The sequence below is a fragment of the Pseudomonas sp. Leaf48 genome (assembly GCF_001421885.1).
GTDB lineage: Bacteria > Pseudomonadota > Gammaproteobacteria > Pseudomonadales > Pseudomonadaceae > Aquipseudomonas.
On sequence record NZ_LMLH01000005.1, the window covers coordinates 62,653 to 88,027 of the forward strand.

23 protein-coding genes are annotated in these 25,375 nt (G+C 60.2%); 11 read left to right on the top strand and 12 right to left on the bottom strand.

Annotated elements, in window-relative coordinates:
* Positions 1-79: 79 nt before the first annotated feature.
* Positions 80-550, top strand: coding sequence for a DUF1289 domain-containing protein (locus ASE98_RS05980; RefSeq protein ID WP_060540464.1), 471 nt, complete (start codon positions 80-82; stop codon positions 548-550).
* 93 nt (positions 551-643) lie between these two features.
* Here the strand turns inward: ASE98_RS05980 and ASE98_RS05985 are convergent, their stop codons facing one another.
* On the bottom strand, positions 644-1,507 hold the full coding sequence (locus tag ASE98_RS05985; protein WP_060540465.1) for a universal stress protein: 864 nt from the start codon (positions 1,505-1,507) through the stop codon (positions 644-646).
* Between the two features lie 160 nt (positions 1,508-1,667).
* On the opposite strand from ASE98_RS05985, the gene ASE98_RS05990 reads away from it, so the two are divergent.
* Complete coding sequence (locus tag ASE98_RS05990) at positions 1,668-2,276, top strand: tRNA-(ms[2]io[6]A)-hydroxylase (protein WP_060540548.1); 609 nt, start codon at positions 1,668-1,670, stop codon at positions 2,274-2,276.
* 195 nt (positions 2,277-2,471) lie between these two features.
* On the opposite strand, the gene ASE98_RS05995 is transcribed toward ASE98_RS05990, so the two are convergent.
* The 5 genes from ASE98_RS05995 to ASE98_RS06015 form a co-directional block, all read right to left on the bottom strand.
* Entirely contained in the window at positions 2,472-4,715 is a 2,244-nt protein-coding gene (locus ASE98_RS05995) for a TonB-dependent siderophore receptor (RefSeq protein ID WP_060540466.1), read from the bottom strand.
* A gap of 428 nt (positions 4,716-5,143) precedes the next feature.
* Positions 5,144-5,767, bottom strand: a complete 624-nt coding sequence (locus ASE98_RS06000) for a DNA-3-methyladenine glycosylase family protein (protein WP_060540467.1) — start codon at positions 5,765-5,767, stop codon at positions 5,144-5,146.
* Between the two features lie 23 nt (positions 5,768-5,790).
* On the bottom strand, positions 5,791-6,873 hold the full coding sequence (locus ASE98_RS06005) for a bifunctional transcriptional activator/DNA repair enzyme AdaA (protein WP_060540468.1): 1,083 nt from the start codon (positions 6,871-6,873) through the stop codon (positions 5,791-5,793).
* Positions 6,874-6,978: 105 nt separating this feature from the next.
* The gene (locus ASE98_RS06010; protein ID WP_060540469.1) at positions 6,979-7,599 is read right to left on the bottom strand and encodes a LysE family translocator; all 621 of its coding nucleotides are present in this window, start codon (positions 7,597-7,599) and stop codon (positions 6,979-6,981) included.
* An 88-nt stretch (positions 7,600-7,687) separates the two neighbouring features.
* The gene (locus ASE98_RS06015; RefSeq protein WP_060540470.1) at positions 7,688-8,584 is read right to left on the bottom strand and encodes a DMT family transporter; all 897 of its coding nucleotides are present in this window, start codon (positions 8,582-8,584) and stop codon (positions 7,688-7,690) included.
* Positions 8,585-8,671: 87 nt separating this feature from the next.
* Between ASE98_RS06015 and ASE98_RS06020 the strand changes: the two genes are divergently transcribed.
* From ASE98_RS06020 to ASE98_RS06035, 4 genes are all read left to right on the top strand, one after another.
* Positions 8,672-10,003, top strand: a complete 1,332-nt coding sequence (locus ASE98_RS06020) for an aminotransferase-like domain-containing protein (RefSeq protein WP_060540471.1) — start codon at positions 8,672-8,674, stop codon at positions 10,001-10,003.
* A gap of 81 nt (positions 10,004-10,084) precedes the next feature.
* Positions 10,085-10,672 carry a LysE family translocator gene (locus ASE98_RS06025; protein WP_060540472.1) on the top strand — a complete coding sequence of 196 codons (588 nt, stop codon included), beginning with the start codon at positions 10,085-10,087 and terminating at the stop codon, positions 10,670-10,672.
* A 443-nt stretch (positions 10,673-11,115) separates the two neighbouring features.
* Positions 11,116-13,653 (top strand): hypothetical protein, encoded by a 2,538-nt coding sequence (locus ASE98_RS26895; protein ID WP_060540473.1) that lies wholly within the window; start codon positions 11,116-11,118, stop codon positions 13,651-13,653.
* A complete protein-coding gene (locus tag ASE98_RS06035; RefSeq protein WP_156465475.1) occupies positions 13,634-14,443 on the top strand; it encodes an SH3 domain-containing protein in 810 nt (269 codons plus the stop codon). The genes ASE98_RS26895 and ASE98_RS06035 overlap by 20 nt, the downstream gene beginning before the upstream one ends.
* A gap of 55 nt (positions 14,444-14,498) precedes the next feature.
* Here ASE98_RS06035 and ASE98_RS06040 read toward each other — a convergent pair whose 3' ends face one another.
* From ASE98_RS06040 to ASE98_RS06060, 5 genes are all read right to left on the bottom strand, one after another.
* The gene (locus tag ASE98_RS06040) at positions 14,499-15,332 is read right to left on the bottom strand and encodes an AraC family transcriptional regulator (RefSeq protein WP_060540475.1); all 834 of its coding nucleotides are present in this window, start codon (positions 15,330-15,332) and stop codon (positions 14,499-14,501) included.
* 33 nt (positions 15,333-15,365) lie between these two features.
* Positions 15,366-15,869, bottom strand: coding sequence for a VOC family protein (locus tag ASE98_RS06045; protein ID WP_060540476.1), 504 nt, complete (start codon positions 15,867-15,869; stop codon positions 15,366-15,368).
* A gap of 88 nt (positions 15,870-15,957) precedes the next feature.
* On the bottom strand, positions 15,958-18,447 hold the full coding sequence (locus ASE98_RS06050) for a TonB-dependent siderophore receptor (RefSeq protein WP_060540477.1): 2,490 nt from the start codon (positions 18,445-18,447) through the stop codon (positions 15,958-15,960).
* Between the two features lie 94 nt (positions 18,448-18,541).
* Positions 18,542-19,525 carry a FecR domain-containing protein gene (locus ASE98_RS06055; protein WP_060540478.1) on the bottom strand — a complete coding sequence of 328 codons (984 nt, stop codon included), beginning with the start codon at positions 19,523-19,525 and terminating at the stop codon, positions 18,542-18,544.
* Complete coding sequence (locus ASE98_RS06060) at positions 19,522-20,046, bottom strand: sigma-70 family RNA polymerase sigma factor (RefSeq protein WP_060540479.1); 525 nt, start codon at positions 20,044-20,046, stop codon at positions 19,522-19,524. Before ASE98_RS06060 ends, ASE98_RS06055 begins: the two co-directional genes overlap by 4 nt.
* Positions 20,047-20,338: 292 nt before the next feature.
* Here ASE98_RS06060 and ASE98_RS06065 point away from each other — a divergent pair, with 292 nt between their 5' ends.
* The 5 genes from ASE98_RS06065 to ASE98_RS06085 all read left to right on the top strand — a co-directional run bounded on the left by ASE98_RS06065 (position 20,339) and on the right by ASE98_RS06085 (position 24,895).
* Positions 20,339-20,587, top strand: a complete 249-nt coding sequence (locus tag ASE98_RS06065) for a hypothetical protein (protein WP_060540480.1) — start codon at positions 20,339-20,341, stop codon at positions 20,585-20,587.
* A 416-nt stretch (positions 20,588-21,003) separates the two neighbouring features.
* Positions 21,004-21,459, top strand: coding sequence for a (2Fe-2S)-binding protein (locus ASE98_RS06070; RefSeq protein ID WP_060540481.1), 456 nt, complete (start codon positions 21,004-21,006; stop codon positions 21,457-21,459).
* Between the two features lie 7 nt (positions 21,460-21,466).
* A complete protein-coding gene (locus ASE98_RS06075; protein ID WP_060540482.1) occupies positions 21,467-23,635 on the top strand; it encodes a xanthine dehydrogenase family protein molybdopterin-binding subunit in 2,169 nt (722 codons plus the stop codon).
* 1 nt (position 23,636) lies between these two features.
* Positions 23,637-24,218: a hypothetical protein gene (locus tag ASE98_RS06080; RefSeq protein WP_060540483.1), complete on the top strand. Its 582-nt coding sequence runs from the start codon at positions 23,637-23,639 to the stop codon at positions 24,216-24,218.
* Between the two features lie 74 nt (positions 24,219-24,292).
* Complete coding sequence (locus tag ASE98_RS06085) at positions 24,293-24,895, top strand: GGDEF domain-containing protein (RefSeq protein ID WP_060540484.1); 603 nt, start codon at positions 24,293-24,295, stop codon at positions 24,893-24,895.
* Between the two features lie 51 nt (positions 24,896-24,946).
* Here ASE98_RS06085 and ASE98_RS06090 read toward each other — a convergent pair whose 3' ends face one another.
* The gene (locus tag ASE98_RS06090; RefSeq protein ID WP_060540485.1) at positions 24,947-25,372 is read right to left on the bottom strand and encodes a VOC family protein; all 426 of its coding nucleotides are present in this window, start codon (positions 25,370-25,372) and stop codon (positions 24,947-24,949) included.
* Between the last annotated feature and the right edge of the window lie 3 nt (positions 25,373-25,375).

Genomic DNA, 25,375 nt, shown 5'->3' on the forward strand with positions numbered 1-25,375 from the left:
TAATTTTCAGGGGTGATTCATCTTAGACAAAGGGCTAATATGCCGACCTGTTTTGCTTTTGCGCGTTTTTTGCCTACCTATGCCCAACCAGACCATCAAGACCCCCTGCGTCGGCCTCTGCTCCACTGTTTACGGAGATCTGGTGTGTCGTGGCTGCAAGCGTTTCCACCATGAAGTGATTCACTGGAACGGCTACAACGAGGATGAAAAACGCGCGGTCTGGCTGCGTCTGGAGCAGTTGCTGTCCCAGGTGATGGCCGCCAAGGTGGAGATTTTCGATCCGGCGCAGCTCAGGATGCAGCTGGAACAGCGCAAGATTCGCTTCGTGCCCCATCAGTCGGAATATTGCTGGGCGTACCAGTTGATCGCCCGGGGCGCGCGGGTGATCAATAATCTGGAAGCCTACGGCATGGTATTGCTGCCGGAATTTCGCGACTGGAACCTGCCGGAACTGCGCGATGCCATTGATCGGGAATTTTTCCTGCTGTCCGAAGCACACTACCAGCGGTACATCGCGCCGGGGTTTCTCAAGGACGCCTTGGGAGATTGAAAAGCATCGCCGGCAAGCCGGCTCCTACACAAAACCGCTAACTTCTGCAGGAGCCGGCTTGCCGGCGATAACGATCGACCTGATGCCAGACATTCAATGCTTGTCGGCCAACTCCTCAAGGTGATCCGCCACTTCCGCCGGCTTGAGCACCAGCACATCGCTTTCCAGCTTATCAAGCACCACTTCCGCGGTATTGCCGATCAACGCCCCTGACAGCCCGGTGCGTGCCACGGTGCCGATCACCGTCACCGCCGCTTTCAGCTTGTGCGCCATGAATGGAATCAGCACATCCGCCGGGCCTTCCTCGATATGCAGGCGATCTTCGTCGATGTCGAATTCCGCCTGAAACGCTTTGCACTGCTCGCGGTAGCGCGCCTGAATGGTTTCGCTGAGCTGGAAGGTCGGGTCGGCCGAGGACAGCATCGGCGACGGATGGGCGCTGATCACGTGCAAATGGGCTCTGGCCAGGCTGGCAATGTCGTAGCCGTGATCGATGATGGTGTTGTGCAGATGCCGGTGCTCAAGATCGGTATTGCCGACGTCGACCGCCGCCAGAATCACCCGGTCCTTCCAGGAATCGGCGGTTTTCACCAGCAGTACCGGGGTTGGACAGGAGCGCAGCAGTTTCCAGTCCTCTGGCGTCAGCAGGGCTTTTTTCAACGGACTGTCCGGGAAGTGTTGCTTGACCACCAGGCCGCAGCCTTCGGCTTGCTGCACTTGCACAATGGTTTCGTGCTGGCTTTCGTTCCAGGCCTGTTCCGTGGTGGCGCTGTAACCGTCCTCCAGCAGCGTGGCCTTGAGCGCGCCCAGCATGGTGGCGTGGTCATGCCTGCGGTCGCATACCAGCAGGTGCAGGTGCGCCTGGGTGACACCGGCGATCACTTTGGCCCGTTTGAGCGCCAGACTCTCCGGGTGCTCGGGTTCGATGACCACCAGAATGCTGCGAATGGCTTGCATGATCACTATCTCCTGAAAATGAAAAAGCACGGCGTTGCACAACTATAGTTGCTGCCCGCCATTGAGCGACTTGATGCATATCAACGGTTGGCGACTGGTGGTCTGTCGGTTGGCCGGTATAATCGACGCCTTTCGTTTCAACCTCTTATCCGTGGGCCCCATGATCCTTCCCGAAATTCACGAATTCCTTGGCTGTCGCACCCCTGACGGCTGGATTCAGGCCGCGCTGGCTGACCAGGAAACACTGCTGATCGACCACAAGAACTGCGAATTCAAGGCCGCCAGCACTGCATTGAGCCTGATTGCCAAGTATCACTCCCACGTTGACCTGATCAATATGATGTCACGCCTGGCCCGGGAAGAGCTGGTGCATCACGAGCAGGTCATGCGCCTGATGAAGCGGCGCAAGATCGAGCTGCGCCAGCTGTCCGCCGGGCGCTACGCCTCGGGGCTACGCAAGGTGGTGCGCAGCCATGAGCCGGTGAAACTGGTGGATACTTTGGTGGTCGGTGCGTTTATCGAAGCCCGCAGTTGCGAGCGTTTCGAGGCGCTGGTACCGCATCTGGACGAAGAACTGGGCAAGTTCTACTTCGGTTTGCTCAAGAGTGAGGCCCGGCATTTCCAGGGTTACCTGAAACTGGCTTACCAGTATGGTGACGCCAAGGATATCGCCCAGGTGATTGACAGGGTGCGCGCCGCCGAGCAGGAGCTGATCGAGACGCCGGATGTCGAGTTCCGCTTCCACAGCGGTATACCTGCCGCCGCATAATTCGCATTCGCGAGCAGGCTCGCTTCCACATTGAAAACGCATTTCATCTGTAGGAGCGAGCATGCTCGCGAAGAACGCAAGAACACCTCGGGTTGTCTGACACCCCGCGTTATCGTTGACGTTCATCGCGAGCGTGCTCGCTCCTACAGGGGGTGGGCAGGCGTTGCGATGTTGGGCTTAAGGGCTGGGTTCAGCTTAGAAATCCCACTTGGTGGTCAGCGACACGTTGCGCGGCTCGCCGTAGTAGGTGGTGCCGAAGTTGCCCAGGCCATTGAGGTACTTCTTGTCAAAGACGTTGTTGGCATTGACGGTGAAGCTCAGGTGGTCGTCAAACTCGTAGCGCGTCATCAGGTCGACGAGGGTGTAGCCGCCTTGCTTGAGTGAGGTGGCGCCTTCGACCGGGCTGTAACTCTGACCGTAGAAAGCACTCTGCCAGCTGACACCGCCACCGACGGTGACCTTCTCCAGCGCGCCAGGCAGGCGGTAGGTGGTGAAGGTGCGCACGACGTGTTCCGGCTTGGTGGTCGCCAGCGGGAAACCATAGATGCGCTGCTCGTCCTGGTCACGGGTGCGGGCGTAGGTATAGCCGGCGGACAGGTTCCAGCCATCGGCCACTTCGCCGGCCAGTTCCAGTTCCACACCCTGGGTGGTTGCGCCGGAAATCGCTTTGTAGACGTCTTGGCCGGTGCCATCGGTGGTGAGGTATTGGGCGACGTTGTCCTGTTCGATGCGGAAGAAGGCCAGGCTGGCGATCACTTTGCCTTCCAGGTACGCCGCTTTCAGGCCGGCCTCGTAGCTGTCGCCTTCCACCGGGTTCAGGGTTTTGCCGCTGGCGTCCTTGTAGATTTGGGGCTGGTAGATATTGGTGTAGCTGGCGTAGACCGAGTAGGTGTCGTCCAGGTCATAGACCACACCGGCATAAGGCGTCACGACTCCGTGTTCCTTGTAGCTCGCATTGGTGTCGCTCAGGCCGGCGTCCGGACGGTAGGTGTAATCCTCGTTGTACTTGAACGTACTCAGGCGGCCGCCGAGGATGAACGACAGATCGTCGGTCGGGTGCAGGCGGGTGGCCAGGTAAATGCCGTTCTGGCTCTGGGTGCGTTCGTATTTGCCGTTTTTCGGGAATTCCTGTTCCGGCAGATTGCCGTTCCAGTCATAAATGCTCCCGGGGACCTCGCCGGTTGCACTGGTGTCGTAGGTGTCGCCGGTCTGGCGCGAGTGGGACGCCATGAAACCTGCGAGCAATTCATGTTCGCGACCGCCCAGGGTGAACGGGCCGCAGACGTTGACGTCTGCGGTGTTCTGCACGCGATGACCTTCCCAGCGGCCCCAGTAAAGAAACATGCCTTCGCCCGTGGCACGGTCCGGGCTGCCCCCGCTGGCTGAAGCCAGGCGGGTATCGTGATCGGTGGTTTTCTGGTCGAGGCTGACCTTGAACTTCCAGTCGTTGGCCAGCGCCTGTTCCAGGGACGCGAAATAGGTGATGTCATCGTAGTCGCGACGGCTCCAGTCGGCGCCCGGGTTGAAGTGACGGGGGAAGTCGGTGCGGCCGCCGTCAGTGAAATACACCGCGTTGCCCGTCCAGGACGAGCCTCGTGGGGTCGTACTCGACTTGTCGATGCCGAACGTCAGCAGGGTGTCGGGTGTCAGGTCGGCTTCGAGGATGCCGTAGTACAGGTCTTTTTTCTGGCTGTAATGATCCATGTAGGAGTTCTTGTCCGAGTAGGCACCGACGAAGCGCCCACGCACGCTGCCGGACTCGTTCAGCGATCCGGAAATGTCGCCGACGCTGCGGTAGGCGTCCCAGGACCCGACGGTGCCGCTGATCGACGCCTTGAATTCCTTGGTCGGTTTCTTGCGGATCAGGTTGACGGTGGCCGACGGATCGCCCGATCCGGTCAACAAGCCCGTCGCGCCTTTGATGATTTCGATGCGATCGAGGCTGGCGGCGTCGTCGCCATTGTTGGGGTTCTCCCCGTAGACGCCGTCATAGGGGATGTTGATGCCGTCGTACTGGAAGTTGGTGATGGCAAACCCACGGGCGGAAAACTCGGTGCGGTCGCTGTCGTATTTCTGCATCGAGACACCGGGGGCATTGCGCAGCGCGTCGCTGATGCTCTGTACGCCTTGGTCATCCATTTGCTGACGGGTAATGACGGTGACCGATTGCGGTGTTTCGCGCAGTGACAACGGCAGGCCGGTGGCCGACGATGTCGAGCCGGTGGTGTAGGAATGGGTGCCTTCGGTGGTCGCGCCCAGGCCTTGGGCGGAGATGGTGGTAGCACCCAGTTGCAGCACACCGTCGTCCTTGGCGATCTTTTTATCGGCGCCGCTGTCAGCAGCGTGAGCGGCAGTTGCCAGGCTCAGCAGCGCGGCGGGCAGGGCGAGTGCCAGCGGGCACAAGGCAAAACGAAAACGGACGGCGAGGTGGTGCGACATGGAGATCCCTTTGCATCGAATCGATCGGTAGTTGAAGTGCTTCTGCTGGTTAACCGAACGAAAAATGCAAAGGGGAACTGCGCTGCGAAAATACTTGATAAGTATTCTCAGCGGCTCAAGCCGAGGTGTTCGTGTTGAACTGTTTGAGTGTGATGGGCAGTTGCATGCAGGGTGAATGGGCGGGCCTCATCGCTGGCAAGTCAGCTCCCACCGTGTTCGAGTGGTATACAGAATATATGTATACCGCTAAACCTGTGGGAGCTGGCCTGCCAGCGATGGCGGAGTGTCAGTCACCCGTGATGTTGTATGTGCCGGCCTCATCGCCAGCAGGCTAGCTCCCACAATTTGATCTTCAGTGAGCACAAAACTCATGGCCGGCACCTATCCACTGTGGGAGCCGGCTTGCTGGCGAAGAACGATAACGCGGTCTACCGGCCTGGCACCCGCCACAGATACCAGGCGGCCACCGTCCGATACGGGCTCCAAGCCGCGCCGATCTCGGTCATTTGCTTGCGTGTCGGCTGCAACTCCAGGCCCTTGAGCCGTCGATACCCCTCACGTACGCCAAAGTCATCGGCCGGTAAAATGTCCGGACGCTCCAGGCTGTAGATCAGAAGCATCTCCACTGTCCAGCGGCCGACACCGCGCAAGGTGATCAAGCGCTCGATCAGCGCTTCATCGTCCATGACCTGCGCCGTGGCGTAATCCGGTACCACGCCGTCCAGCGTCGCCTGGGCAATGCCCTGAATGGTCGCGATCTTGCTCGCGGAAAACCCGCAGCTGCGCAGGCGATCGAAGTCCGTGGCGACAATCTCCTCTGGTCGTGGAAACCCGTGCTGGGGGAACAGCGCCAGCAGCCGGCCGACTATCGCATCGCCAGCCTTGGCATGCAGTTGCTGATAGGCAATCGCCCGTACCAGCGATTCATAGGGATCGCGAGCCGGGTGGGGTTGATGGAGGCACGGGCCGATAGCGTCGATGTGGCGGCGCCAGTCATCGTCGAGGGAGGCCAGAAAGTCACTGGCGGGCAAATAAGGGGCTGGCCTGCTCATCGATTCCTTCTTGAGCCCAAGCGTCAAAACGCCAACTGCCGGGTCATCTGCACCGTCGCGTTTTCCAGCCTGAGCAAAAACGCCTTGCGCGGCTGGCCACCACCGTAACCGGTCAGCGAGCCGTCGGCACCGATTACCCGATGGCAAGGTACGACTATCGAAAGCCGGTTGTGCCCATTGGCCAGACCCACCGCACGACTGGCGCCGGGTTTGCCCAGCGTGGCGGCTATGGCGCCATAGGTAGTGGTGTGGCCATAGGGGATTTTCCCCAGCTCGGCCCAGACCTGGCGAGAGAATTCGCTGCCGGGCAGGTGCAAGGCAACGCTGAATTGCTTGAGTTGGCCAGCGAAATACCCGGCAAGCTGTTCTTCGATCTGCTGCAAGTGCTGGTTGTGTCCTGGCGCCACGGCATAGCTATAGCGGTTCTGCAGCTCTTCGACTTCCCGCGTCAGTGCTGGCCGATCGAGAAACTCCAGCAATACCAGGCCGCGGCGCTCGGCCATTGCGATCATCGGGCCCAAAGGGGTAGTCAGGCGGGTGAACAGCAAGGCTTCGCTGTGGGCAGCGCGGCCCGGGGTGATGTGAAAGGATTTTTGAAACGCATCGCGAAAACCGCTCAGGGATTCGTAACCCGAATCAAATGCCGCGCTGTCGATCGAGTCGCCCTGTTTGATCCCGCCCAGCGCTATGCCCAGGCGTCGGGTGCGCAGCCAGGCGTGAAAGGTCATGCCGAAATGCTGCTTGAACCAGCGCCGCAGTTTCAGTGGTTCGATGCCTTCGGCTTGCAACTGGGCATCGGTCCAGCGCTGCTCGGGGTCGGCGTCTACCGCCTTGAGCAGTTTCTGCACCCAGTGCGGGGCAATGGCCGCAGCGTCCAGCGGTTTGCAGCGCAGGCAGGCGCGGTAGCCCGCCGAAAGGCACTCGTCGGCATGGGCGAAGAACTCGACGTTGTCCGGCTTCGGCGAGCGTGCCGTGCAGCCCGGGCGGCAGAAGATCCCGGTGGTCTTGACCGCAGTAAAGAACACCCCCTCGTAGGCGGTGTCTCGTTCGAGCATGGCCCGAACCATCTCGGCGCGGGGCGGCAGTAACGTGTTTTGTAGGTTCATGGAGGCAGCATAGAACGCGTCATGGCCAGCCTCCACCGGAAAATCGACAGGGAATTGCTGGCAACTGCGCGATCGTTCAACCTGGCTTCATAGGTGGGATAAATTTCAGGCCCGACGGGCGAGCAGCAACACCGAAGCCGCCGCCGACAACAACCCGGCGCAGCAGCGATTGAACATCCGCTTGCCCGACGGTTTGGCAAACCAGCGGCGCATGTGCAAGCCCATGTAAGCGTACAGACCAATGGCGATCCATTCTAGGATCAGGAACAGTGCGCCCAGCAGCGCAAATTGTGGTGCGATGGCCCGGGTCGAGTCGACGAATTGTGGCAGGAATGCGGTAAAAATCAGGATGGCTTTCGGGTTGCCGGCCGCCACCAGAAACTCTTGTCGGGTCAGCGCCAGCATTCCCACCGGCGCAGTGGTCACCAGTTTTTCTGCGCCGGGGTCAGCGCGCCACAATTGCCAGGCGAGGTAGAACAGGTACGCCGCACCGAGAATCTTGATCCCGTAGAACAGCAATTCCGAGGTTTGCAGCACCACCGCCAGCCCCGCCGAGGCAAGTGCAATCATCAAGGCGAACGCCAGCAAGCGACCCATACCGGCAAGGCAAGCGGTGCGGTAGCCATAGCGGGTCGAGTTGCTGACCGACAGCAGGTTGTTCGGGCCTGGCGCCATGTTCAGGGCGAAGCAGGCCGGGAGAAAGAGGGTGAGGGTGGTGAGGTCCATGATCGGCTCCGGCAGCTGGAGCCATATTTTTACACAGCTGCCGGTTGACCTGACCCGTACAGTGATGGACTCAGGTAGCGTACCAGTACTAGCGAGCGAACTTTTTCGCCCCGATCACGCACAGGATCACGGCCACGGTGACCCCGAGCATGCCAATGCTGACCTGTTCGTGCAGCATCGTCGCGGCCAGGGTCAGGCCGAAAAACGGCTGCAGCAGTTGCAGCTGCCCGACGGCGGCGATGCCGCCTTGCGCCAGCCCGCGGTACCAGAACACGAATCCGATCAGCATGCTGAACAGTGACACATAAGCCAGGCTGAACCAGGCCGGGGTGCTGATGTTGGCGAAGGTCGCGGGCATCCGCCACCAGGTGAGTGCGACCATGAGCGGCAACGCCAGCACCAGCGCCCAGCAGATGACCTGCCAGCCGCCGAGCGTCCTGGACAGCTTCGCCCCCTCGGCATAACCCAGGCCGCAGGCCAGGATCGCCAGCAGCATCAGGATGTCGCCCTGGGGCGAGGCGGTCAGCCCCTGGGACAGGGCAAACCCAGCCACCAGCGAACTGCCCAGCACCGAGAAGATCCAGAACGCCGGGCGCGGTCGCTCGCCGCCGCGCAACACGGCGAATACTGCGGTCGCCAAAGGCAGCAGGCCAACGAACACGATGGAGTGGGCGGAGGTGACGTACTGCAGCGCCAGCGCAGTCAGCAGGGGAAAGCCGATCACCACGCCCAGGGCGACAATCGCCAGGGGTAGTAGCTGATGCCGGCCGGGGCGTTTTTCCTTGAACAGCAATAACAGGCAGAGCGCGAGAACGGCAGCGATGGTCGCGCGCGCGACGGTGAGGAACACCGGGTCGAACTCCAGCACCGCCACACGAGTCGCCGGCAGCGAGCCGCTGAAGATCACCACGCCGATCAGGCCATTGATCCAGCCGCTGCTAGTGTTCTGCCGCGTGTGGTTTTGCAGGTTTGAAGTCTGTTCCATGTGGCTCACGCTCATTGTTGTGGTTGCACTAAAGCCATCCTATGGCTGATTATCGGTACAATCAAAAAATTGTCATGGATACATCCCATGCCGCGCGCTCGATACAAATCTCTGGTTGATGCCTTGGCTGGCGACATCCGCTCAGGGCGGCTGCTGCCCGGCACACGCTTGCCGACTCACCGCGAACTGGCGGCCGCCGAGGGACTGGCGCTGGTCACGGCAAGCCGGGTCTATGCCGAGCTGGAGGCCATGGGGCTGGTCAGTGGCGAAACCGGGCGCGGGACTTTCGTCAGGGAGACCTCCTTGCCGCCCCAGCACGGGATAGATCAACCCGAGGTCGTGGCCGGAATGATCGACCTCAACTTCAACTATCCATCGCTGCCGGGTCAGGCCGATCTGTTGCGCGGCGCCTTGCGACAGCTCGCGCTGTCCGGCGACCTTGAAGCCTTGTTGCGCTACCAGCCCCATGCGGGGCGCCAGCATGAGCGGGCCGCTTTCGCGCGTCACCTTGGCAGCCGCGGCCTGACCGTGCAGGCCTCGCAGATGTTGATCGTCAGCGGCGCCCAGCATGGGTTGACCGTGACGATGATGGCGCTGCTACGGCCCGGCGATGTGATCGCTGCCGATGCCTTGACCTACTCGGGATTCAAGGTGCTCGCCGAAGCGCTGCACCTGGAAATGGTGCCGATTCCGGTCACTGCGGATGGGCCTGACCTGGAGGCGCTCGAGATGTTGTGCCGCAGTCGTGCGGTACGCGCTGTCTACAGCATGCCGACGCTGCACAACCCATTGGGCTGGGTGATGCCCGCCGGGCAGCGTGAGCGGCTGGTGTCGATTGCGCGCCGGCACGATCTGATTCTCATTGAAGACGGCGCCTATGCTTTTCTCGCGGAAAATCCACCACCACCCCTGGCCGAGCTGGCGCCCGAGCGCACGGTCTACGTGTCCGGCCTGTCAAAAAATGTCGCCACCGGTTTGCGGGTCGGCTTCATTGCAGCGCCTGAACATTGGGTCGCGGCCCTGGAGCGCACGATTCGCGCGACCACCTGGAACACCCCCGGCGTGCTGACGGCCATCGCCTGCGGATGGATCGATGACGGCACCGTGATCCGCCTGGAGGCGCAAAAACGCGCCGACGCGCAAGCCCGCCAGGCCTTGGCCCGGGAAGTGTTGACGGGCCTGAACACCATCAGCCATCCGTGTTCCTATTTCACCTGGTTGCCGCTGCCGGAAGAGGCGCGGGCGGATCAGATCGCCGTGGCCCTGATGCGCGAGCAGGTATGCGTATCAACCGCCGAGCCCTTCGCGATCTCGGACCACGTTCCCCACGCGCTACGGTTGGCGCTGGGGTCCGTGGGCATGGATGACTTGCGCGATGCGCTGCTGAAAGTCAGGAGGGTGGTCAGCCTGTACGCCTGACAGGGCATTTTTCTTCAATACCTGCGCCAAGCGGCTGTTTACCTTGAGAGCCTGGTTCAACTCGAAGAAAGAAGGTGTGCAATGAGTCTGATGATCTCCATGGCCGCGTTTGCGCTGGCCGCGTCAATTACCCCGGGGCCTGTGAACATTGTCGCGTTGAGTTCCGGTGCGCGATTTGGTTTCAGGGCCAGTCAGCGGCATGTGGCCGGTGCGACCTTGGGGTTTGTCTTGCTGCTGGTACTGATGGGCCTGGGCTTGCATGAGCTTTTGCAGTTATGGCCGGCGCTGACCCTGTGGGTGCAATGGGCGGGCGTGGCCTTTCTGTTGTACATGGCCTTCAAGCTGGCGGCCGACAACGGGCAGTTGCAGACGAAGGAGTCGACGCAAGCGCCGTCGATGCTGTACGGCGCCATCATGCAATGGCTCAACCCCAAAGCCTGGCTGGCCTGCGTGGCCGGCATGGGCGCGTTCGTCGCCGATGGCGAGGCGCGGCTGGTGTGGCAGTTTGCGGCGGTGTATCTGGTGATCTGTTACCTGTCCATCGGCTGCTGGGCCTATGTCGGGACGTTTTTGCGCGGGTACCTGAACAATCCCGCCGGGATGCGCCTGTTCAATCGGGTGATGGCGGGGTTGTTGGCGGTGAGTGCGGTTTATTTGGTATTGCCATAGATGCACTGAAGCGGGGGGCTCAGCTAGCACCCAGAAACGCCCTACGCACTTATCGGAAATAGCCTATATCCGTGTTTTTCACCCTCGTTAAAACTTGCAAGCGCTTGAACGAGGGTGGCTTTCAGCTTTAGGGCATCCCCCTTGACCGGCGGAGAACCGGGTGCTGTGGGAGCAGTATCTGATGCCCAACATCGCTGGAAAGGTCGACCGAAGTTCGTTCCTGCGCAATCCCGCCAAGTTTGCACGACAAGGAGCGACATACAACATGGCCAGTTTGCTTGCCCGACTGTTTGGCTTACACGAACCGCCCCCGCCTGTAACGCCTGCGGCCCCCCCGCGCACCGATTCTGCCGACACCTGTTACCCGGCTCATCGCGCAGCCCGCGAGCCCGGCCCCACTGAAAAACTGGTGCCATCCGTTCAAGAGCAACTTGAACCCACTGATGCAGCTGACCCACTTGGCCAAGGCCGCCGGCGGCTACTACCCGATCGGTCGCAGTGGCCTGTTCCACGGCGGCATCCATTTCGACGCAGGCACCGCCGGCACCCTTGATCAATCCAGCGTCCGATGCCTGGCCGACGGCGAAGTGGTGGCGTACCGCATCGACACGCACGCGCCGACCACGCGCTACTTCATCGGCGAGCTGACCATCGACAAGCCGTTCTCGCGCAACTTCGTCCTGGTGCGCCATCGCCTGCAGCCGCCCAGGATCATTGGCAGCGCGGACATACCGCCCAGCCTGACCTTCTACAGCCTGTACATGCACCTGCAGGATTGGGCGAAGTACGAACAAAATGATGCCATTGAGCGCCCGGGATTCTGGCCCGCGAGTCCGACCCTGCGGGTACCACAAACCGCCAAAGATGTTCGCCCCGGTCCGCTGGAACAGCGCGGCCTGAACGTGCGTCACCAGCCTACCCAGGGCAAGATCATTGACCTTCTGCCGCGCGGTGCGCTGGTGACCGTTAGTGGCTCGGGGGCCTATCGCAAACTGGAAAATCGCCTCGGTCCGGCCGTCCTGATCACCGCCGACGGGGCGCTGGCTGGTTACATCGCCGTCAAGCTGCTGCGACCCGTCAGGGACAACGAGTACCGCATCACCTCGTCGGAACCGGCGGTGAATGTTCGCGCCGGGCCGAGCCTGACGAGTAAGGTTCTTCTTGAGTTGCCGACCGGCTCGGTCGTCACGGTCAGTGGTGAGGGCGATTTTCGCAAGCTGGAACGCGTCAACCAGTATGTGCATTTTGCCTCACTGCAAAGCGAGTTCGCTCCGCTGGCCACCGACCGCGTCGTGGTGCTCGACCAGCCGGTGCCGATCCAGGCCGGCGCCTCGATCGGCCACATCGGCGAGTATCAGAGCATGGGCGCGGATCGACCGGAGGAAAAACTCCACCTGGAAGTGTTCACCGGCGATGACGTCGACTTGTTTCTCGACGCCAGTCGGGACTGGGCAAAGCGCTTGCCCGCGAAAGAGCGCACCTGGCTGAAGCTGGTCAAGGGCACACCGGTGGTGCCTCATGAAGAATGGGTCACGGCCGCGCGCCTGCAGGCGGCGAGTGATGCCAGCCCACGCAGCGCCGCCGACCTGTTAGTCCCCAAGAGCCTTCTGGACGGCCTGCCTGCGGAGGGAAAAATCCACGTGCCAGCGACCGATTACCGCAAGGCTCGCAACTGGTATCGCCTGGACGGGCTGCTGCACGATGCGGACCACAACTTGCTCGACGGCTGGGTGTGCGAAGAGGTCGACGCCACCCCATGGGTCAGCCCGTGGTCGTGGGAAGGCTATGAGGTGATTTTCGACTACAGCACGCCGCGACATGAAATGGCGTCGTTTTTCAGTGCTGTCGGCCGTTTTAACGAAGGACAACGCGAGCGCTTTCGCCCCTTGGCCGAGAAAAGTAATCAAGGGCCGATGAAAAGCCGCCTGAACGCGATTCTCGACCGCAACGGCGACGACAAGATCACTGCCGAGGAGGTACAGGCGGCTCTGCAACTCCCGGCGTTGGCGCAATCCATTTCCCAGATGGTCTTGCGCAAGGAAAGCGAGTGGTTTCACCAGACGCAGAAGTGGGATGCGCTGGATGAGTTGCTCGGCCACAGCGGCTCGACGCCGCACTGGAATTGGCAGGCGGAGAAGCAGCGGATCGAGCAGATCAGTTGGTGGAGTGAGGTGGCGGAGAAAGTCGGGTTGCCTTCGTGGGGGAGGCCGTATCACTTTCATCCGATAGGGCTCATTGGTGCTTTTACACAGCGTTCTTGTGCTTGCAAAAGAGATATTACGCTGGATGAAATGCGAGTTGTGATTTCTGAGCAGCAAATAATCAATGGTCTTTTTCAGAAATCCAGTTTTCCGGAGGTTAAAAATATTGAGGCGGAATCCTTTTTAATTGCACTAAATCAGGCGATGGATAGATATAGGATTGATACCTGTCTGGATAAAGCGTTATTTTTGTCAAATCTTGCAGTTGAGAGTGATGCATTTAATACAACTACGGAATATAAAAACCGAGACAACTCAATACCCGTTCACTGGAACAGTTATAGGGGTGGTAGCGACTACCATGGGAGGGGCTTGATACAACTGACGCATATAGATAATTATCACGCCTATTTTAGCAGTGAGCAAGTTTCCATTGCTACTTCTGTGGAGGCTGTTGCTAGTAATGTGCGATTTATTACTGGCTCTGCCGGCTGGTTTTGGAGGAAAGGATCCGCTTGGGGAGATCTGAGCAAGTACTCGAAAAATAACGACTTAATTAAAGTAATTATTGGTGTGAATGGCGGGTTTAATCATGCATATGAACGGGAGGAATATGCTTTGGCACTGATTGATAAGCTAAAAGTTTCAAGTTGCCCGGTACACGGAGGAGGACATTATAGAAAATACAAGCTTTCCGAAAGCTCACTAAGGGATAGCACGGTAGGGTCTGGTATATGGAAGCGTTATTTTGGTGAGAGCGATGAAATATTTAAGAGGTAAAGTTTGTTTGTTCTCGCTGGTGCTGCTTTTGCAGGCAGTAGTTCCATACGCATCGCAGGCGGAAGAATATTCTAAAACGTTTGAAGCTGAACTGTTTGAAAACAATAGAATTTACATAAAATTGGTTGGCGATAAATATTTGTATCGATTTGGGGAGGTAGAATGGCGTGTTCTAAAAGCTGGTGTGATAGAGGGCGGTGGCGGTAAAGAAGTTATTTTAATGGATGTTAACAAAAATCATATAAATGACGTGTTTGTAAAGTTGTTTGAGAGCGGCGCTAACAATATTTACGCACTATTCATCGCGTCAAAGAAAGATGGTGCAGTTGTTTTTTCTGAGTATGAAGAGCTGTTTGGATCTCCCTATATTAATGATCGTGGGGAGTTGACAAGTGTCAAACGCGATGGGCCATTTTCAGTAATTGAAACCTACATGATTGAGCAGGGTGAGCTCCATCGAAATCAGACCAGAGAGCCGATAAACTCCGATCTGGAAAAGGTCACGAACTTCAACCGACAAGGAAAAGAAGAGTTTTCGATAAAATTCCTTGGTACTAATATATCTGCTAATGCTTGTGTGGATGCTAGTCGAGCTTACCTATCAAACTCCCCGTCAGCAGCAGATGTTACGAAAGCATATATTGTCAAGGGTGATAGGGTCTCAATACTTGACTCGGCTAATAATGGAGAGTGGTTTAAAGTTCGTTATCATGGGGGACACATAACAGACGGGTGGCTATCGCAAGCGATGCTTAGCTTTCAGGGGGCTGCTGAGTGCATGCGCGATTAGAACTCTCTCAAGGAAATCAATGGAGTGGTAGATGGCTTGAGGCTTTAACACTCCTTCACCCCCGATACTGCCCCGGCGTAGCCGCCAAATGCTGTTTAAACGCCCGCTGAAAATGCGCCTGATCCGCAAACCCCGCTTCCAGGGCCACATCGGCAATCAGCTTGCCATTGCGCAACTGCTCCCGGGCGAACTGGATGCGCCGATTGACCAGGAAGGCATGGGGCGTCATGCCGTAGTGCTGCTTGAAGGCGCGGATCAGGTAGGACGGCGACAGTTGCGCCGCTGCGCAGATGTCTTCGAGCTTGAGCATTTGCGTGCAGTGCTCGCGGATGTAGTCGGCGGCGCGTTCGAGTTTGAAGTTGGGCTCGCGCTGGGGGTGATCGGCGGGGTTGAGGCGTAGTTGCACCTCGGTGAAAAACTCCACTGTCACGCTGTGTTTGCGCAGCACCTCCTGCAGCGGATCGACCAGCACCTCGTACAGATCCTGGAGACCGGCAAACAGGCTGGCGTCCTCTGTGTGGGTGGCCGAGAAGCGGCGAAATGCCGAATCGTTGCTGAAGCCCAGTTGATGCTGCAAATCGGTAAGCCAGGGCGTGTCGACATACAGCATCAGGTACGACCAGGGCTGGTCGTCGATGGGGTTGCAGGCGTGGACATCGCCAGGGTTCATCAGCACCACGGTGCCGACGCTGACTTCGAATGCCGACTGCTCATGGAGGTAGGTGCTGCGCCCGGCGGTAATGGCACCGATGGAAAAATGCTCGTGGGCATGCCGGGTGTAGCAGACCTCGCGCCCGTCGGCGATGGAGCGGGCTTCGATGAAGGGCAGGGCGTCATCGCGCCAGAAACGCGGGGCCTTGTTGGCGTCTTTGGCAGCGGCATGCTTCATGGTCGGTCCTCGGCAGTTCAGCACCCGAGTGTATTAGCTCTCGCCGTCAAAGGCTCGCTGCAACGCCGCGATATCGAGTTTTTTCATTTGCAGCATGGCTTCCATGGCCCGTTGCGATTTCTTCGTGTCGGGGTCTTTCATCATGTCCATCAATACGATCGGAACGATCTGCCAGGACAACCCGAACTTGTCCTTGAGCCAGCCGCATTGCTGGGCTTCGACAGGGCCGCCGGTGGACAGGTTGCCCCAGAAATGGTCGACTTCGTCCTGGGTCTGGCAGTTGACCTGAAACGAGGTCGCTTCGCTGAACTTGAACTGCGGCCCGCCGTTGAGACCGGTGAAACTCTGTCCGTCGAGTTCGAAACTGACGGTCATCACCGAGCCCGCAGGCCTGCCGTGGAACTCGAAACCGGCCTCGCTGTAGTGGGTGGTTGCGGTGATTTTCGAGTGATCGAAGATCGAGCAGTAGAATTTCGCGGCTTCTTCGGCCTCATTATCGAACCACAGGCAGGGCGTGAGTTTTTGGACGCGTTGCATGGCAGGCACTCCTCGGCAGGTTATGCAGGCAGGATTTAAAGCGTAGCCAGCCACAGCGCGTTCGGCAGTACCGTAGATCGACCCGCGCTCAGAAATCCCAGCGGGTGCTCAGTTGCAACGAGCGGGGCTCGCCATAGAAACCGGTGCCGAAGTTGCCGAGCCCGGTGTAGTAGGTTTTGTCGAAGAGGTTCTTCACGTTCAGCGTGGTGCTCAGGTGCTCGTTGAATCGATAGCGCGCCATCACATCGATCAGGGCGTAGTCCGGCTGGGTGATGGTCGAGGACTGGCCGAAATCGACGCTGTCGTCAGGATTGGGCTGGAACACCTGGCCAAGGAATTCACTCTGCCAGTTCACTCCCGTACCGACCGTGAGCTTGTTCCACGTCCCGGGCAGCCGGTAAGCGCTGAACAGGCGTATGACCTGTTCCGGTGCCGTGGTTTGCAGGATCGAGGCGTAGACATGATCCCCCTTGGCATCGCGGGTGTGGTTGTAGGTGTAGCCGGCGGACAGACTCCAGCCGTCGCGGATTTCACCGGCCAGTTCGAGCTCAAAACCCTTGGTGGTGGCGCCCTGGGTCGCGCGGTACACCGAGTCGCTATCGACGCCGCTGACGTACTGGGCGATGTTGTCCTGCTCGATCCGGTACAGGGCGAACCGCGCGTTCAGGCGTCCGCCGAAGTATCCGGCGAGGATTCCCGCCTCATAACTCTTGCCTTGCACCGGATCGAGCAACTGGCGATCGGCGTCCTTGCTCATCTGCGGCTGGTAGATGCTGGTGTAGCTGCTGTACACCGACCAGGTGTCGTCGAGGTCGTAGACCAGCCCGGCGTAGGGCGTGACCACCCCGGTCTGGTGATAGCTGTCACGCACGTCGGCGCTGTTCGGGTCGTGGTAGTCCAGGTCGTCGTGCCCCTTGAAGTCACTGACGCGTGCACCGAAGATCAGCGCCAGATCGTCGCCCGGCTTGAGCCGGGTGGCCAGGTAGGCGCCGCTCTGGCGCTGGACGATTTCGTCGTCGCCCACCTGGGGAATCTGCGGTTTCGGGTACTCGCCTTGCCAGTCGTTGATGCTGCCGTCCACGGGCGGATAGACCGAGCCGTACACCGGGTTGTCCTGGCGGGCGTCCATCGACATGAAACCGGCGATCAATTCGTGCCCGCGGCCGAGCCAGGTGAACGGACCGCTGAGGTTGACATCAATGTTGTTCTGCACCTGATCGCCCTCGAACTTGCCCATGTACATGAACATGCCGTCACCACTGACCGGGTCCGGATTACCGCCACTGGCGGAGGCGAGGAAGGTATCGTGACGGCGGTGCTTGCGGTCGTAACTGATCTTGAGGGACCAGTCGCTGGCCAGTTGCTGCGCTACCGATGCGAAGAGCGTCTGGTTACTGAAATCGCGGCGGCTCCAGTCGGTGGCCGGGTTGAAGGAACGGGAGAAACGGGTACGCGAACCGTCGCTGTTGTACATCGGGAAACCGGTCCAGCTGGCGCCGCGGGAGCGGCTGTCCTGCTGGTCGATGCCCAAGGTCAACAGTGTGTCAGGCGTGAGAGCGGCTTCGACTATGCCGTAGGCGATGTCCCGGGTGTTCTGGTAATGGTCGATGTAGGCACTGCGGTCCTGCCAGGCGCCGACAAACCGGCCGCGCACTGCGCCGTCCGCCGTCAACGGGCCGGAAATATCGCCCTCGCCGCGATAGCTGTCCCAGGAACCGGCCGCGCCGCTGAGCGAGGCCTTGAAGACTTTGGTGGGTCGCTTGCGGATCAGATTGACCGTCGCCGACGGATCGCCCGCACCGGTCATCAGGCCGGTCGCGCCCTTGATGATCTCGACGCGATCGTAAGGCGCCAGATCGGTGCTGCTGGTGCCGTAGTCGTACACGCCGTCGTAGTCGGTGTTGACTCCGTCGTATTGAAAGTTGCTGATCGGCAGGCCGCGACTGGAAAACTCCCAGCGTTCGCTGTCGTAGTTTTGCACGCTGATCCCGGGCACCCGGCGCAGGGCGTCGGCAATGTTGCTGGAGCCCTGGTCGTCCATGAGCTGACGGGTGATGACCGAGACCGATTGTGGCGTTTCGCGCAGGGACAATGGCAGCCCGGTGGCCGAAGAGGTCGAGCCTATGGTGTATGAGCCGCTGTCTTCGCTGATCCCCCCTGGCGGCTGCGCGGAGATGTTCGTGGCGCCCAGCTCCAGGGCTCCTGGCGCGGCCGCCGCGGTGTGCAGCACGTAGCCGCCATGACCCTGGGGCAGCGCCTGCAGGCCGCTGCCGTGCAGGAGTCGTTGCAGCGCTTGTTGTGCGCTGTAGTCACCGTTCAGGCCGGAGCTGAGTTTGCCGGCCGCGATGTCGTTGTGACCGGCGAGAAAGATACCGGCCTGTTCGGCAAAGCGGTTGAGGGCGCTGATCAGGGAGCCGGCGGCGATATCGTAATGACGCTTCTCGCTGGAGGACTGTTCACTGCCGGTCGGGTTGTCCGCATGGCTCAGTGGCGCTGCCAGGCCCGCCAGGACAGCCGCGAGGGCCAGCACCAGCGGGCGCAAGGCAAAGCGGTAGCGGGCAAGGGTGAAGCGCGGCATGGAGTTCCCGGGAAGTGGATCGATCGACAAACGAGGGGCCTTGAGGGTTAACCGAGCGAAAAACCCGAAAGGGAACCGGCGTAACAAAAAATCTTCAGGCTTTCGGGCCGACGCTGACCCACCAATCCAGGGTCTTTATCACCCGCACCGGCAAGGCTGCCTCCAGCAGGCGCAACGCCTGGTCGGTGTCCCTGAGCGGGAACGAGCCCATGACCGGCAAGCTGGCGACCGCCGGATCGCACCCCAAGTGCCCCGGACGGTAGCGGCTCAGCTCTTCGATCAGTTGGCCAAGGGGCATGTTGTCCGCCAGCAACAGGCCCCGGCGCCAGGCTTCGCGGGTTGCCGTGGCGGTAGTCGGGACAGGGCTGTGGTTGTCACTGAAGAGCAATTGGCTTGCGGCTTCGACCACCCGGACCTGACCCTCGCGCGTGCGGACTTCGACGGCGCCTTCGTAAACGTTCAGCAACGTTTGCAGGTTGTCCTGGCGCACGCTGAAACGGGTGCCCAGCGCGCGCATCCAGCCCTGGGCGGTTTGTACCCGCAATGGACGATCGGGGTCTTTGGCGGTATCGACCAGTACTTCGCCGGCCTGCAACAGCAGCAGGCGCTGGCTGGCGTCGAAGCGTACATTCACCGCACTCAGTGCGTTGAGCCAGATCCGGCTGCCATCGCTGAGCCGGGCTTCGCGGGTTTCGCCCGTGCCGGTGGCGAGGTCGGCGGTCCAGCGCGCCAAGGCAAGCGGCAGCGCGCTTTGCTTGCAGGCGCTCCATCCAAGCAAACCACCTGAAACCAGCACCAGCAGGCTCTTGACGGCCTGGCGGCGGCTGATGGCCGTGCGTTCGGTGTTGCGCAGCACATGGCTGGCTGCATGGGGATGCTCTTGCTGCAAGGCGGCGAAGCGTTGGCCAACCCGCTCGACATAGTGCCAGGCAGCCTGATGTTCACCGCTTTGCGCCAGCCAGGCTTGCCAGTGCCGACGCTGCTGCTCGTCGACCTGCAGATCGTTGAGTTGCACGTACCACTGCGCCGCCTGTTCGAGGCTGGCATGACTGATTGCGTTTGCGCAGGCCTGGGTCATTGGATCAGCAGGCCATCAAGTTCTGCTTCGAGCATCGCGCAATGCATCAGTGCCTGGGCCAGGTATCTTTTCACCATGCGTTCGCACACACCGATTTCATCGGCGATGGCGCGGTAGGGCAGGCCATGCACCTGGGCGAGGATGAACGCATCGCATACCCGCTGGGGCAGACGTTGCAACATGGCGTCCACCTCGTAGAGGGTTTCGACGATGATCGCCCGTTGCTCCGGCGACGGCTGCACGGCTTGTGGCTGCGCAGCCAGAGTCTCCAGCCATGCCTGTTCCAGCTGTCGACGCCGCCAGTGATCGATGCACAGGCCCCGGGCGATAGTCGCCAGGTAGGAGCGTTCGTGGGTTTCGCCCTGGAAAACCTGAGGGCGCTTGAGGACCCGGATGAAAGTGTCATGGGCCAGGTCGGCGGCATCGAACGCGTTGTTCAGGCGACGCCGCAGCAGCTCCTGCAGCCAGCGGTGATGGCTGGTGTAGAGCGTCTGGACGCAGGAGGAGTCGACAGCCGTCATGGGCAATGCAGGTCCATGGGCGATACGCGCCCTTGTACAAATAAGAATTGATCGCGATTAAACCAAAATGCCATCGGTGACGCAAATGATATTGGTTTGCTTTTAGGGTGTGTTCATTGGAAAGGGGAGGTTGGTTTGTCAAAATGACTCTATTTCGGGTGTAAATGACTGCTTTCCAATTTGGTCTAAATGACTGCGTTTGGTCCAGGTCATTGATATTGCAGGGGTAGAATTTTGGCACGGAACATGAAACAGCAAGGTACTAACTGAACGACTTCAGGAGTATCGAAAAATGTTCCATTTTTTCAGCAACCCTCATAACGTTCTGCGCCTGTCCAGCCAGGTGCTGGCAGTCGGTCTGGTGATGTTGCTCGGCGGAATTTATGGCGCCTATCTCTATGCCGGCACGCTGTCGATCCTTGTGTTGGTATCGATGCATGCCTTGACCATTCTCGGCCCGACCTTGTTGAAAGTTGGTTATGTGATGCGGCTGCTGTCCCAGTACCGGATTCACTCGCAGGTGGCCGCAGTGGTCGCCTGATGAACCGGGCTGCTATTGGCTTGTGCCGATTCCCTGTAGGAGCGAGCTTGCTCGCGAAGGTCGTCAACGAAGACGCTGGGTGCCTGATGCCCCACAGCGTCCTCGCGTGCATCGCGAGCATGTTCGCTCCTACAGGGTGGGTGGCGTGAGTGTTGAGTAACCGTTGGCGCAGGAATGGATATGTACACCTGCAAGCCAGCGGTGAATGACAGACCATCGCGAGCATGCTCGCTCCTACGGGGGAGGGGGCATGGATGTATTGAAGGCACATTCGGACATTTTTTGACCGGTGGTCGATGCGCCTCGGCGTTCCATTAAAACTGCGCTTAGCTGAAGGGATAACCCGAGGCGCGCGCAGGCACGGTACTGCTGTAGCTGCGCCCCTTCAGATCACCGTGAGTCTGAGGAAATGCGCAATGCTGACCCTGAACATCAATGGCCAGGACCAAGAGCTTGATGTAGCCGCCGATATGCCCCTGTTGTGGGTCCTGCGCGACGTCGCGCACCTGACCGGTACCAAGTTCGGTTGCGGCATGGCCCAGTGCGGTGCCTGCACGGTGCACGTCGACGGCGCACCGCGGCGTTCCTGTATCACCCCCGCCATGGCCGTGGCCCATGGCCAGAAAATCCTCACCATCGAGGGCCTTTCCACTGACGGCACGCACCCGGTGCAACAGGCCTGGGCGGAACTCGATGTGGTCCAGTGTGGTTACTGCCAGTCCGGGCAGATCATGTCAGCGGCGGCCTTGCTGGCGAAAATTGCGCAACCGACCGACAGCGATATCGACCAGGCATTATCGGGCAACATCTGTCGTTGCGGCACCTATCCAAGGATTCGCGCGGCGGTCAAACGCGCTGCCGAATTGGGATGAGACGACCATGAACCCGGGCAATCCGTTATCGCGTCGTGGCTTTCTCAAGGGCAGTGCTTTGCTCGGTGGCGGTCTGGTGGTGGCGTTTGTCATTCCCGGGGCACACCGTTTTGCCATGGGCGCAGAGAATCAGGGCAACGTGTTCGCCCCCAATGCCTTCCTGCGCATCGGCAATGACAACAGCGTCACCGTACTGCTTGGTCATTCGGAAATGGGCCAGGGCATCTGGACCGGCCTGACCATGCTGATTGCCGAAGAACTGGACGCCGACTGGTCGAAAATCCGCGTCGAGCACTCCCCGGCATCGGCCGCCGATTACGGCATGGCCGGGTTTGGCGGGATGCAGATCACCGGCGGCTCGACCTCGACCTGGATGGAGTTCGACCGTTACCGCCAGGCGGGTGCAGCCGCTCGCCTGATGTTGATCGAGGCTGCCGCCAAGCGTTTCAACGTTGCACCGTCGGCAATCCACACCGAGTCGGGCATCGTGATTGCCGGTGAACACCGCGCGACTTATGGCGAGCTGGCCGATGACGCCGGCAAGCTCCCCATGCCTGACCCAACCTCGATCAAACTCAAGGAGGCGAAGGACTGGCGGCTGATCGGCAAACCCACACAACGCCTGGACACCCCGGAAAAAATCAGCGGCCGGGCGAAGTTCGGCATGGACGTGCAGTTCGACGGCTTGATGACGGCCATGGTTGCCCGGCCGCCGGTGTTCGGCGGTAGCCTGAAGTCCTTCGAAGGTGCCGGGGCCTTGGCGATTCCCGGCGTGCATAAAGTGGTGGAGGTGCCGACGGGGGTGGCGGTCATCGCCGATCACTACTGGGCGGCGAAGCTGGGCCGCGATGCGCTGAAAATCGAGTGGGAGGCGGGGCCCAATGCCGGGCTCGACAGCGGCGCCATGCTGGAAAGTTTCCGCAAACTTGCTGCCACACAGGGGCTGGACGCGGGCAAGGCGGGCGATACTCAGGCGGCGCTGGCGAAGGCGGCGAAGACCATCGACGTCGAATACAACGTGCCTTTTCTGGCCCACGCACCGATGGAGCCGCTCAACTGCACGGTGCGCATCAGCCAGGACAAGTGCGAGATCTGGACCGGTACGCAGTTCCAGACCCTGGACCAGATGATCGCGGGGAAAATCACCGGGCTCAGACCCGAGCAGGTCGAGATTCACACTGAGTTTCTTGGTGGCGGATTCGGGCGCCGGGCCAATCCGACTTCGGATTTCGTCAGCGAAGCGGTGTATGTCGCCAAGGCGGCGGGCGGGCCGGTGAAAACCGTGTGGGCGCGGGAGGATGACATCCGAGGCGGCTATTACCGCTCGGCGTTCCTGCACCATGCCAGGATTGGCCTGGGAGCCAATGGCTTGCCGTTGGCCTGGAAACACGTGCTGGTCGGCCAGTCGATCATGGCCGGCACCTCCCTCGAAGCGACGATGGTCAAGGACGGCATCGACAAGACCTCCGTCGAAGGCGTCGCCGACAGCCCGTATATCAAGGGCCTGGCCAATCATCAGGTCGAACTGCATTCACCGCAAACCGGGATCAGCGTGCTGTGGTTGCGCTCTGTGGGTCACAGCCACACCGCATTCGTCATGGAGTCATTGATCGACGAAATGGCCGCCGCTGCCGGCAAGGATCCGGTCGAGTATCGACGCACCTTGCTCAAGGACCATCCGCGCCATCTTGGCGTGTTGAACCTGGCTGTGGAGAGGGCCGACTGGAAAGCGCCTTTGCCGGATGGTCATGCCTTGGGCGTGGCGGTGCATGAATCCTTCGGCAGCTACGTGGCGCAGGTCGCCGAGGTGTCCCAGGACAACCTGGTAATTCGTGTGCACCGGGTGGTGTGTGCGGTGGACTGCGGCATTGCGGTCAACCCGCAGAGCATTGCCGCGCAGATGGAGTCGTGTATCACCTTCGGCCTCGGGTTTGCCTTGCACAGCAAACTGACGATCAAGGACGGGCAGGTGGTGCAGTCCAACTATCACGACTATCAGGTGCTGCGGCTCAACGAGATGCCGGTGGTGGAAGTGCACATCGTGCCCAGCAGCGACAAGCCGGGCGGCATAGGCGAGGCGGGTGTGCCGCCGACGGCGCCGGCAGTCTCCAATGCGGTGTATGCCCTGACTGGCCAGCGTTTGCGCGAGTTGCCGCTGCAGTTGTCGGGGGTGTGAGATGAAACGACATCATTGGCTACGCGGGGCGGTGCTGCTGATTGGCCTGTTTATCTATGCAACCGGGCTGTTGGCTGACGACCGGGAAGCCTTGCAGGCGTTCGGTACCGTGCAGAAGGTTTTCCAGAGCCCGCGCTGCCAGAACTGCCACATTCCGGGTGACTCACCACTGCAATTCGATGCCGGGATTCCCCATGGGATGAACGTGGTGCGCGGGTTGGATGGCAAGGGGGCGGCCGGTTTACCCTGTGCCTCGTGCCATGGCGAAAGCAATCCGCCTGCCAGTTACGGCCCCCACGCGCCTCCGGGCGCACCGCACTGGAGCCTGCCGCCGGCCGCGCAGCGCATGGCCTGGATCGGCCTGCCGGCCGACCGCTTGTGCGCGATGATCAAGGACCGTTCCGGCAATGGCGATCGGGATTTCGCGGCGCTGATCAAGCACGTCAGTGATGACAAACTGGTGCTGTGGGGCTGGAATCCGGGCGGCAACCGTGCGCCCGTGCCGGTGCCGCACGACATCTTCGTCACTCAATTCAAGCTCTGGGCTGGCGCCGGAGGGCCATGTCCACTGGAGGGCAGCTGACCAGCGGTAGTCCTGGCGGGAGTCAAACCGGTCATTGCCATCTCTAATGTGTATACCCTTCAACGGAGTGGATGATGATTACTCCAGGCAATCCGGTTACAACAGGCTTGGGTGCCGCGACCAAGGTTTTCGACAGTGCGCTGCAGCAGCGCGAACGGCTACGGGATCTGGCACGCGAAGCCGAACGGGAGTTGATGGCTGTGCAAATGGCAAGCATGGATGAGTTGACGTTGCTCTCGAATCGGCATGGCTTTCAGGCCTTGGCGCAGCTTGGGCTGGATGCGTGTCAGGAACTGGACAAACCGGCGACCCTGCTGTTTTTCGATCTCGATCAGTTCAAACGTATCAACGAACTGTATGGCCGCACCGAAGGCGACGATGCGCTGAAAACCTTTGCCGATGTGCTGCGTATCGCTTTTCGTGAGAGCGACGTGATCGGCCGGCTGGGTAGCGATGAGTTCGCTGCGTTGCTGACCGGGTCCGGCGCCGTGGAAATCAGCGCGATCAGGGCGCGGCTCGAAGAGATTCTCGACGAGCGCAACGGGACGCTGCATCGCGGTTATGACATCGGCTTCAGTATCGCTCAGCTCGAATTCGACCCCGACATCCATCGTTCGGTGGAGCGCTTAATGGCGGCTCTCGATGATATTTGTCATCAAGGCACGATCGAATTTTAAGATCAGTCTTGGCTTCGCTCAGCTCAGCTCAGGTGTCAGGGCAGGCAGAATTCATTTGGCGAATAACTGATCGATGTCCTTGAATGCCTTGAACTCCAGGGCATTCCCGCACGGATCGAACAGAAACATCGTCGCTTGCTCGCCCACCAACCCCTGAAAACGAATGCCCGGTTCGATCACGAAGTCAGTGCCCAGTGCTTGCAGGCGCTGTGCCAGTGCTTCCCATTCGGGCATGCCCAATACCACGCCAAAGTGCGGTACCGGCACGTTGTGACCGTCTACGGCATTGGTGTGCGCAGCTTCCTGGGAGGCGTTTTTCGGCGCCAGGTGAATGACCAGTTGATGGCCGAAGAAGTTGAAATCCACCCAATGGTCGCTGGAGCGACCTTCTTCCAGACCGAACACTTGGCCGTAGAAGGTGCGTGCGGCATTCAGGTCGTAAACCGGGATGGCCAGGTGAAACGGGGATAGTTGCATGGG

Coding starts and splice junctions, on each gene's coding strand:
- ASE98_RS05980 (WP_060540464.1), top strand. CDS start 80: ATGCCCAACCAGACCATCAAGACCCCCTGCGTCGGCCTCTGCTCCACT.
- ASE98_RS05985 (WP_060540465.1), bottom strand. CDS start 1,507: ATGCAAGCCATTCGCAGCATTCTGGTGGTCATCGAACCCGAGCACCCG.
- ASE98_RS05990 (WP_060540548.1), top strand. CDS start 1,668: ATGATCCTTCCCGAAATTCACGAATTCCTTGGCTGTCGCACCCCTGAC.
- ASE98_RS05995 (WP_060540466.1), bottom strand. CDS start 4,715: ATGTCGCACCACCTCGCCGTCCGTTTTCGTTTTGCCTTGTGCCCGCTG.
- ASE98_RS06000 (WP_060540467.1), bottom strand. CDS start 5,767: ATGAGCAGGCCAGCCCCTTATTTGCCCGCCAGTGACTTTCTGGCCTCC.
- ASE98_RS06005 (WP_060540468.1), bottom strand. CDS start 6,873: ATGAACCTACAAAACACGTTACTGCCGCCCCGCGCCGAGATGGTTCGG.
- ASE98_RS06010 (WP_060540469.1), bottom strand. CDS start 7,599: ATGGACCTCACCACCCTCACCCTCTTTCTCCCGGCCTGCTTCGCCCTG.
- ASE98_RS06015 (WP_060540470.1), bottom strand. CDS start 8,584: ATGGAACAGACTTCAAACCTGCAAAACCACACGCGGCAGAACACTAGC.
- ASE98_RS06020 (WP_060540471.1), top strand. CDS start 8,672: ATGCCGCGCGCTCGATACAAATCTCTGGTTGATGCCTTGGCTGGCGAC.
- ASE98_RS06025 (WP_060540472.1), top strand. CDS start 10,085: ATGAGTCTGATGATCTCCATGGCCGCGTTTGCGCTGGCCGCGTCAATT.
- ASE98_RS26895 (WP_060540473.1), top strand. CDS start 11,116: ATGCAGCTGACCCACTTGGCCAAGGCCGCCGGCGGCTACTACCCGATC.
- ASE98_RS06035 (WP_156465475.1), top strand. CDS start 13,634: ATGAAATATTTAAGAGGTAAAGTTTGTTTGTTCTCGCTGGTGCTGCTT.
- ASE98_RS06040 (WP_060540475.1), bottom strand. CDS start 15,332: ATGAAGCATGCCGCTGCCAAAGACGCCAACAAGGCCCCGCGTTTCTGG.
- ASE98_RS06045 (WP_060540476.1), bottom strand. CDS start 15,869: ATGCAACGCGTCCAAAAACTCACGCCCTGCCTGTGGTTCGATAATGAG.
- ASE98_RS06050 (WP_060540477.1), bottom strand. CDS start 18,447: ATGCCGCGCTTCACCCTTGCCCGCTACCGCTTTGCCTTGCGCCCGCTG.
- ASE98_RS06055 (WP_060540478.1), bottom strand. CDS start 19,525: ATGACCCAGGCCTGCGCAAACGCAATCAGTCATGCCAGCCTCGAACAG.
- ASE98_RS06060 (WP_060540479.1), bottom strand. CDS start 20,046: ATGACGGCTGTCGACTCCTCCTGCGTCCAGACGCTCTACACCAGCCAT.
- ASE98_RS06065 (WP_060540480.1), top strand. CDS start 20,339: ATGTTCCATTTTTTCAGCAACCCTCATAACGTTCTGCGCCTGTCCAGC.
- ASE98_RS06070 (WP_060540481.1), top strand. CDS start 21,004: ATGCTGACCCTGAACATCAATGGCCAGGACCAAGAGCTTGATGTAGCC.
- ASE98_RS06075 (WP_060540482.1), top strand. CDS start 21,467: ATGAACCCGGGCAATCCGTTATCGCGTCGTGGCTTTCTCAAGGGCAGT.
- ASE98_RS06080 (WP_060540483.1), top strand. CDS start 23,637: ATGAAACGACATCATTGGCTACGCGGGGCGGTGCTGCTGATTGGCCTG.
- ASE98_RS06085 (WP_060540484.1), top strand. CDS start 24,293: ATGATTACTCCAGGCAATCCGGTTACAACAGGCTTGGGTGCCGCGACC.
- ASE98_RS06090 (WP_060540485.1), bottom strand. CDS start 25,372: ATGCAACTATCCCCGTTTCACCTGGCCATCCCGGTTTACGACCTGAAT.